Origin of the sequence: Verminephrobacter aporrectodeae subsp. tuberculatae At4, from assembly GCF_000193225.1 — a bacterium.
In the GTDB taxonomy this organism is placed as follows: Bacteria; Pseudomonadota; Gammaproteobacteria; order Burkholderiales; family Burkholderiaceae_C; genus Acidovorax; species Acidovorax aporrectodeae.
The window spans coordinates 1-6,507 of sequence record NZ_AFAL01000948.1 but is presented as its reverse complement, the minus strand read 5'-3'; the positions used below and the strand labels follow the sequence as shown (position 1 = coordinate 6,507).

The window sequence follows — 6,507 nt, the reverse complement described above, 5'->3', positions numbered from 1 at the left end:
CCATGTCGGGCAGCATCAGGTCCAGGATCACGAGGTCGGGAAGCGCGCCCGATCCGGCCCCCTGCAACTGGGCCAGGCCGCTTGCGCCGTCGGCGCGGTGCATGACCCGCAGGCCCGACAGACCCAGATACTCGCCCACCATCTGCGCGAGGCGGGCGTCGTCTTCGATCATCAACAGTTGCGCGTGCATGCGCGCAGTGTAGTGGGCTGCAATGTCGTGCAACAGTTCCGAGCCTTGTCCAACGGGGCATGGGTCTGAATAGGGGCGTTGTTGCATAAATCCCGGACCACATAGCGCGCTGACGTTTGCGCGCAACGGTGACACGGGCGCCTCCGTCCACTGCGAACAGACGGCGTACATTGCCGGCCTTTTGTCAGAGGAGGTACCGCAGTGTGGATCGATACGGGTATCGTCGATAAGTCACTTGTCGCGGTGCGGAAAGGCTGAGTAGTTACCATTCTTTATCATTCATTTTTACCAGTCGCCAGCACTTCGTGCGTATCGCTTCATCAACCATCCCCAGTGTCAGCGGTAAATAATCATGGCGTTCCCTGAGAGTCGTACCGACAAAAGGCACAAACAAAATCAGTGTCATCGTAAACCAGTTCTTGCATCCGAACTCTCGCGGGAAGAATTTGTCGAACTCAAAATCGCCGAAGTCAACGCCGAAGTCAATATGGTGCAGTTCCCCCAGATCATCAAGGAAATCCTCTGCCATCTCACCATAGAGACCGAGGTCGTGATACATGCGTGTGCTACTGTTGCATTGCGCGACCTTCCTTTTTGACAGACCGAATTTACGGAGGTACTCGCACAGTTCGTTGGATAATTCATCTTTCATAGGCATCAATCGCAAAACAAGCGTTTTCAAAAAGGGAGTCTATTGCAATCCAAGCGCTCCGGAAAATCCAGCACGGCGCTGGTGGTTTTCGCCGGCGGGCTATTTTGACGATCTCGCCTTCGAACGGGGCGATCTCCACCCCGACCTGCGCCTGTGGGGCTCCCTCGTTGGCCTACTTGCGCCGAGACAACCCCTCCGAAACGATAGAAGCAAAAACCGGCAAGAAGCCCGTTGGAAACATATTGCCCGTGAGCAGTCCGCTATGCCGGGAGGAGTTTTCTTTCGGAAATTGCGCCCCAGGAGATGCCCACTGACTACTTTATTATGATTTATGGATAGAGCGGAAAATCACATTTTGAATTTACTCTTTTTATATTATCCCGCAAAAGCAGGAGTGCATCTTTTTCCTTGCGGCAAACCGCTGCAATTGCAGGTAGTTTTTTGGTGCACCATTCGGTCGGCGAACGTCCTTTTTTCAGGTACTTTGCTAATTTCCTGGCTTTGCGCTGAACAAGACATGAATACAGGGGGGCTGTAGTTTCGCCAAAGGACACCCCCGACAAATCAAACACCAGTTGATCTGCAGCGCTGTTGTTTATGTTATCCAAGCCCCTTAGCACAGTCACCAGGACTTGCTCTCGATAGCTCCGATAGTTCAAATAGAGGTCAGAAGCCAGAGCCTCTTTGTTTTCTGCCTCAAACGTCACCATTTCGTTAACTATAAGGCCGTAATAATGAACTAAGCCGTTCAATGCGGACTGAGACCCAGGGCGAGGATCGATATCAGCAAAGACTGTTGTGGGGATGATGAAAATGCCGGAAAAAAACCATGCAATGCATAGACGAATCAATTGATACATAATGTGCAACCTTGGAGGAAATATAATGTTCAATATAACAATGCAAAAAGAGTATTTATTGGATTAAATCCTGATAGGTTGTTTATATGAAATGATCCAGCCCAGCGCACCCATGGTCTTCACATGAACTGAAAACAAAAGTCCAAGTTGAGTGCTGGATGAGCTTGGTTTGTGTAAATCCTATTGATAAGCATAAATGGGCAGATCACATTCCAAATAACTTTCTCTTTCAATATCTCCAAGCAAGTTTGAGAGTGCATGCTTTTCTTCGTGACAAACCTTTGCAGGCAATTCCTTGATGCACCAACTGGTCAGAGATTGTCCTTTTTTAAGATACTTCATTAATTTTCTTCCTTTGCGCTGGACAAGACATGAAAACACGGCTGCTGGAGCTTCTCCAAAATATACTCCAGACAAATCAAACACCAGTTGGTTTGCTGCGTTGTTGTCTATATTGTCCAAACCCAATACTATGGTCGCTAAAATCTGCTCTTCATAGCTTGTGAAAGGATCAAAACCCGAAATTCCTTGGTTTTTTTCCTGAAACTCCACCAACTCGATGATTGTGCGCCGATAACTATGAACCAAGATGTTCAATGCAGCCTGAGAACCGGGGCGGGGATCGTTATCAGCAAAAACTGTTGTGGGAATGATGACGATTCCGACAAAAAACCATGCCATGCATAGACGAATCATTTGACACATAAGGTGTTTCCTTTTCTTCCTGCATTTTCAGAATCCAAAAATTTATATAAATCCCTGATGAGGGAGCGGTAACTCATCACCCAGGCCTTTGGAAAATAAATATGCCCGGAGCATGACTGGCGCTGATGGATTGGTCGGCGGGGATCTCCAGGGTCTGTGTGGCTTTGGCGAGCATTTCCCCGCCGGCATACAGGGAGTATGTGCGCATGGCCGGAGCCAGAAGTTGCCCTGTCTTGTCACGGTACTGTTCTTTCCAGATGCACCGGTTCATGGGGTCGTAGCCATAACGGGCTACGGTGTTTTCATCTCCATTTTGCACCTCGATCAAACGGTTGTCGCTGTCGTGGTGGTAACGGGTCGTTCTTGTTCCTTCGGTCTTTTGCGTCTTGGTAACTATTGGTCAGGCTCAGGGTGATTTGCTGACCCGGGGTTCGGCTCTTGAACGCTTCCACGTTGAACAAACCGCCCCGTGTCGTAGCGGATTTCCGCTTCGGTGTGGTTGACCTGCGGGCCTACGCCGAGGGGGCCGAGTAGTTATGCGCCATCCGTCTTTTCAAATCTTGAAACCAGCCATATGAGCACCAGCACCGGCAGCCCCAGCAGGGCGGCGACGCTGAAGAACTGCGCATAGCCGAACGTATCGACATAGCGGCCCGAGAAGCCCGCGACGAACTTGGGCAGCAGCAGCATGACCGAGCTGAACAGCGCGTACTGCGTGGCCGAGTAGCGCACGTTCGTCAGGCTCGACAGGTAGGCGATGAAGGCGGACGAGGCGATGCCGCCGGCCAGGTTGTCGATCGACACCACGGTAATCAGCGCGGACAGGTCGTGCCCGCGGCCTGCGAGCCAGACATACAGCAGGTTGGTTGACGCGCTCAGGAGGGCCCCCAGCATCAGGGTGCGCATCACGCCAAGGCGCAGCGTCAGCACGCCGCCCGCAAAGGCGCCCGCCAGGGTCATGAAGACGCCGTAGATCTTGGACACGGCCGCCACCTCGTCCTTGCTGAAGCCCTGGTCCACATAGAAGGGGTAGGCCATGACGCCCAGCACCACGTCGCTGATGCGGTACATGGCGATCAGCGCCAGGATGAGCATGGCATACCAGCCGTAGCGCTGAAAAAAGTCGGTGAACGGGCCGAGCAGCACGTCCTGGATCCACTGCACCGCATTCTTCGCGGGGGGGCGCTGCACCGGCGCGGGTTCGTGCGAGAACAGCACGGTGACCCAGCCCACGGCCATCGACGCGGCCATGGCCAGATACGCCACGCGCCACGCGCCGTTCTGGTGCGCCGCCGCGTCCTGCGCTACGGCCTGTCCGATGGTGGCCGCGTCCTGCGCGCGCGCGGCGATCCACAGCACGCCCGCGCCGGCCCAGATCATGGCCAGGCGGTAGCCGCTCATGTACGCGGCGGCGAGTGCTGCCTGCCGGTCGGTGTGCGCCGATTCGATGCGGAATGCGTCGAGCGCAATGTCCTGCGTGGCCGAGCCGAACGCCACCGCCAGCGCGCAGCCCACGATGGGCCCGAGCGCTTGGTGCGGGTCGGTCAGCGCCATTCCCACCAGGCCCGCCGTCACCAGACCTTGCGCCAGCAGCAGCCAGCTGCGGCGGCGGCCCAGCAGGCGCGTGAGCAGCGGAATCGGCATGTGGTCCACGAGTGGCGCCCACAGCCACTTGAAGCCGTAGGCCAGGCCCACCCAGCTCAGGTAGCCGATGGTGCTGCGGTTGATTCCCGCCTCGCGCAGGCGAAAGCTCAGCGTGCCCAGCACCAGCAGCGGCGGAAGTCCGGCGGAAAACCCGAGCGCGAGCATGCGCAGGCTCGCAGGCTCCAGGTACACGCGCAGTGTCTCGAGCCATGGGGTGCGGGGGGATGCCTGGGCAGCGGTGTATTCGCGGGAGTTGTCTGGCATGGGTATTCAGGGGGTGGGTCGTGCGCAGGATTGCAGCGGGGCTGCGTGCACGGCGTGTCCTATCATCGCCCCGGCTTCCGTGAATTTTCTGACTCCGGACTTACATTTCCTCCGGGGCGCGCAGGCGCGCAGGCGCGGGGGCAGGGCGCGCAGCTTGTCCTATCATCGCAGACATCCTGCAGCGGCCGCGCGTTCCTGCAGGTTCCTCCATGTGCCTGTTCTGTCCCGCTTCCTGTGTTGTGCCTCCTGGGTCCGCGCGCCGTGCGTTTCTGCTGGCAGCGGGAGTTGGCGTGGCCGCCCCGGCGCTGGCGCAGGTGGACGTGGGCCCGTCGTCCTCCCTGCGCAAGCTGGTGCCCGCGGACACATTGGAGGCCGCCGCCGCCCGGCAGTACCAGCACATGCTGGCGCAGGCCCGGGACAGGCGCGCACTCGCGCCGCAGGAGCACCCGCAGTTGCAGCGCCTGCGCAGCATTGCGCGCCGGCTGATTGCGCACACCGCAGCCTGGAACGGGCGCGCGCGCCAGTGGCGCTGGGAGGTGAACCTCATTGCCAACGAGCAGATCAACGCCTTCTGCATGCCGGGCGGCAAGATCGTGTTCTACAGCGCAATCCTGGAGCGGCTCAAACTCAGCGACGCCGAGGTCGCCATGGTCATGGGCCACGAGATGGCGCACGCCCTGCGGGAGCACGCGCGCGAACGCATCGCCAAGACGCAGGGCACCCACCTGGCGCTGCGCCTGGGATCGCAATGGCTCGGCTTGGGCGACCTGGGTCGGGCCGCGGCCGACCTGGGCGGGCAGCTGCTTACCCTGCAGTTCAGCCGCTCGGACGAGCGCGAAGCTGATCTGGTGGGCCTGGAACTCGCCGCACGTGGCGGCTACCCGCCCTCGGCGGCCGTGAGTCTGTGGAAGAAGATGGGCCAAGCCACCGGGGACAAACAGAGCGGGCTGGCTTTTCTGTCCACCCACCCCTCGGGGCCCGAGCGCATCCGCGAGTTGGAGCAGAACCTGCCCAAGGTGCAGGGCCTGTACGAGGCCGCGCGGCGCAGCGGCTGACAGCTCTGTTGACAAGAGGCAATGGCCGGGTCGGCGCGCCTCAGCTTCCGCCCACGTAGGGATTGCTTCTGCGCTCCTGGCCAAAGCTGCTCTCGGGGCCATGCCCGGGGATGAAAACCGTCTGGTCGCCCATGGGCCACAGGCGCCCGGTGATGCTGTCGATGAGCTGCTGGTGGTTGCCCTGGGGGAAGTCCGTGCGGCCGATGCTGCCGGCAAACAGCACGTCGCCGACAAAGGCGCGGTCGATCTGCGGCGCGTGGAACACCACATGGCCGGGCGTGTGGCCCGGGCAGTGGCGCACATTCAGCGCCTCGTTGCCGATGCGTACCTGATCGCCGTCGTACAGCCAGCGCGTGGGCGTGAAATGCTGCGCCGGGGGAAAGCCGAACATCGCGCTTTGCTGCGGCAGGCCGTCGATCCAGAACTGGTCCCCGGGGTGCGGCCCGACGATGGGCAATGCAAGGCGCTGCGCGAGCGCGCCCGTGCCGCCGGCGTGGTCGATATGGGCGTGCGTGAGCCATATCTGCTCCAGTGCGAGCCCCAGGCGCTGAATTTCTGCGAGCAGCTTGTCCAGATCGCCCCCGGGATCGATCACGGCGGCCTTGCCGGTGGCATCGCACCACAGGATGGAGCAGTTTTGCTCAAAAGCGGTCACGGGGACGGTGAGGTAGCGCAGCATGCGGGACAAAATGGGTGGATGACACGTTCGCAAAATCCAGGCCGCAGTTTATTCCAGCCGGGCGCAAGGCCCACGCTGCGCGCGGCCGCCGGGGCGGGACGGAATGTCCGCCACCGCGCAGGGATCACCGCCGCATGAGCGCCTGGATCGACACCCACTGCCACCTCGACGCGACCGCGTTCGACGCCGACCGCGACGCGCAGCGCAGCCAGGCTGCCGCGCAGGGGGTGCGCCACTGCGTGATTCCGGCCGTGGCGCGCAGCAACTGGGACGCGGTGCGTCTGCTCGCGCAGCGGCACGGGGACAGCTACGCACTGGGAATCCACCCGCTTTGCACCGGGCTGGCGGCGGACGACGATCTGGCGCTCCTGGCCCGGGCGCTGGAGCAGCACCACGCCGACCCGCGCCTGGTGGCGATCGGAGAAATCGGCCTGGATTACTTCGTCCCCGACCCGGAC

The 6,507-nt window shown here is 60.0% G+C and carries 9 protein-coding genes; 2 read left to right on the top strand and 7 right to left on the bottom strand.

Going from position 1 to position 6,507, the window contains the following annotated elements; all coding sequences use genetic code 11:
- The 6 genes from VTU_RS0122435 to VTU_RS0122420 form a co-directional block, all read right to left on the bottom strand.
- A partial coding sequence (locus VTU_RS0122435) for a response regulator (RefSeq protein WP_138928010.1) occupies positions 1–190 on the bottom strand: 190 nt, incomplete at its 3' end.
- 262 nt (positions 191–452) lie between these two features.
- Positions 453–749 (bottom strand): DUF1493 family protein, encoded by a 297-nt coding sequence (locus VTU_RS29960; protein WP_010109525.1) that lies wholly within the window; start codon positions 747–749, stop codon positions 453–455.
- 422 nt (positions 750–1,171) lie between these two features.
- Positions 1,172–1,702: a hypothetical protein gene (locus VTU_RS33245; RefSeq protein WP_138928008.1), complete on the bottom strand. Its 531-nt coding sequence runs from the start codon at positions 1,700–1,702 to the stop codon at positions 1,172–1,174.
- A 180-nt stretch (positions 1,703–1,882) separates the two neighbouring features.
- Positions 1,883–2,383 (bottom strand): hypothetical protein, encoded by a 501-nt coding sequence (locus tag VTU_RS33240; protein WP_138928007.1) that lies wholly within the window; start codon positions 2,381–2,383, stop codon positions 1,883–1,885.
- Positions 2,384–2,483: 100 nt separating this feature from the next.
- Positions 2,484–2,735: a hypothetical protein gene (locus tag VTU_RS0122425; RefSeq protein WP_010109523.1), complete on the bottom strand. Its 252-nt coding sequence runs from the start codon at positions 2,733–2,735 to the stop codon at positions 2,484–2,486.
- Positions 2,736–2,941: 206 nt separating this feature from the next.
- On the bottom strand, positions 2,942–4,315 hold the full coding sequence (locus tag VTU_RS0122420; RefSeq protein ID WP_010109522.1) for an AmpG family muropeptide MFS transporter: 1,374 nt from the start codon (positions 4,313–4,315) through the stop codon (positions 2,942–2,944).
- Between the two features lie 209 nt (positions 4,316–4,524).
- Here VTU_RS0122420 and VTU_RS0122415 point away from each other — a divergent pair, with 209 nt between their 5' ends.
- The gene (locus tag VTU_RS0122415; RefSeq protein WP_050809556.1) at positions 4,525–5,370 is read left to right on the top strand and encodes a M48 family metallopeptidase; all 846 of its coding nucleotides are present in this window, start codon (positions 4,525–4,527) and stop codon (positions 5,368–5,370) included.
- A 40-nt stretch (positions 5,371–5,410) separates the two neighbouring features.
- Here the strand turns inward: VTU_RS0122415 and VTU_RS0122410 are convergent, their stop codons facing one another.
- A complete protein-coding gene (locus VTU_RS0122410; protein WP_010109518.1) occupies positions 5,411–6,049 on the bottom strand; it encodes an MBL fold metallo-hydrolase in 639 nt (212 codons plus the stop codon).
- 134 nt (positions 6,050–6,183) lie between these two features.
- Here VTU_RS0122410 and VTU_RS0122405 point away from each other — a divergent pair.
- Positions 6,184–6,507, top strand: a 324-nt coding sequence (locus VTU_RS0122405) for a TatD family hydrolase (RefSeq protein ID WP_010109516.1), incomplete at its 3' end; no start/stop codon positions are given.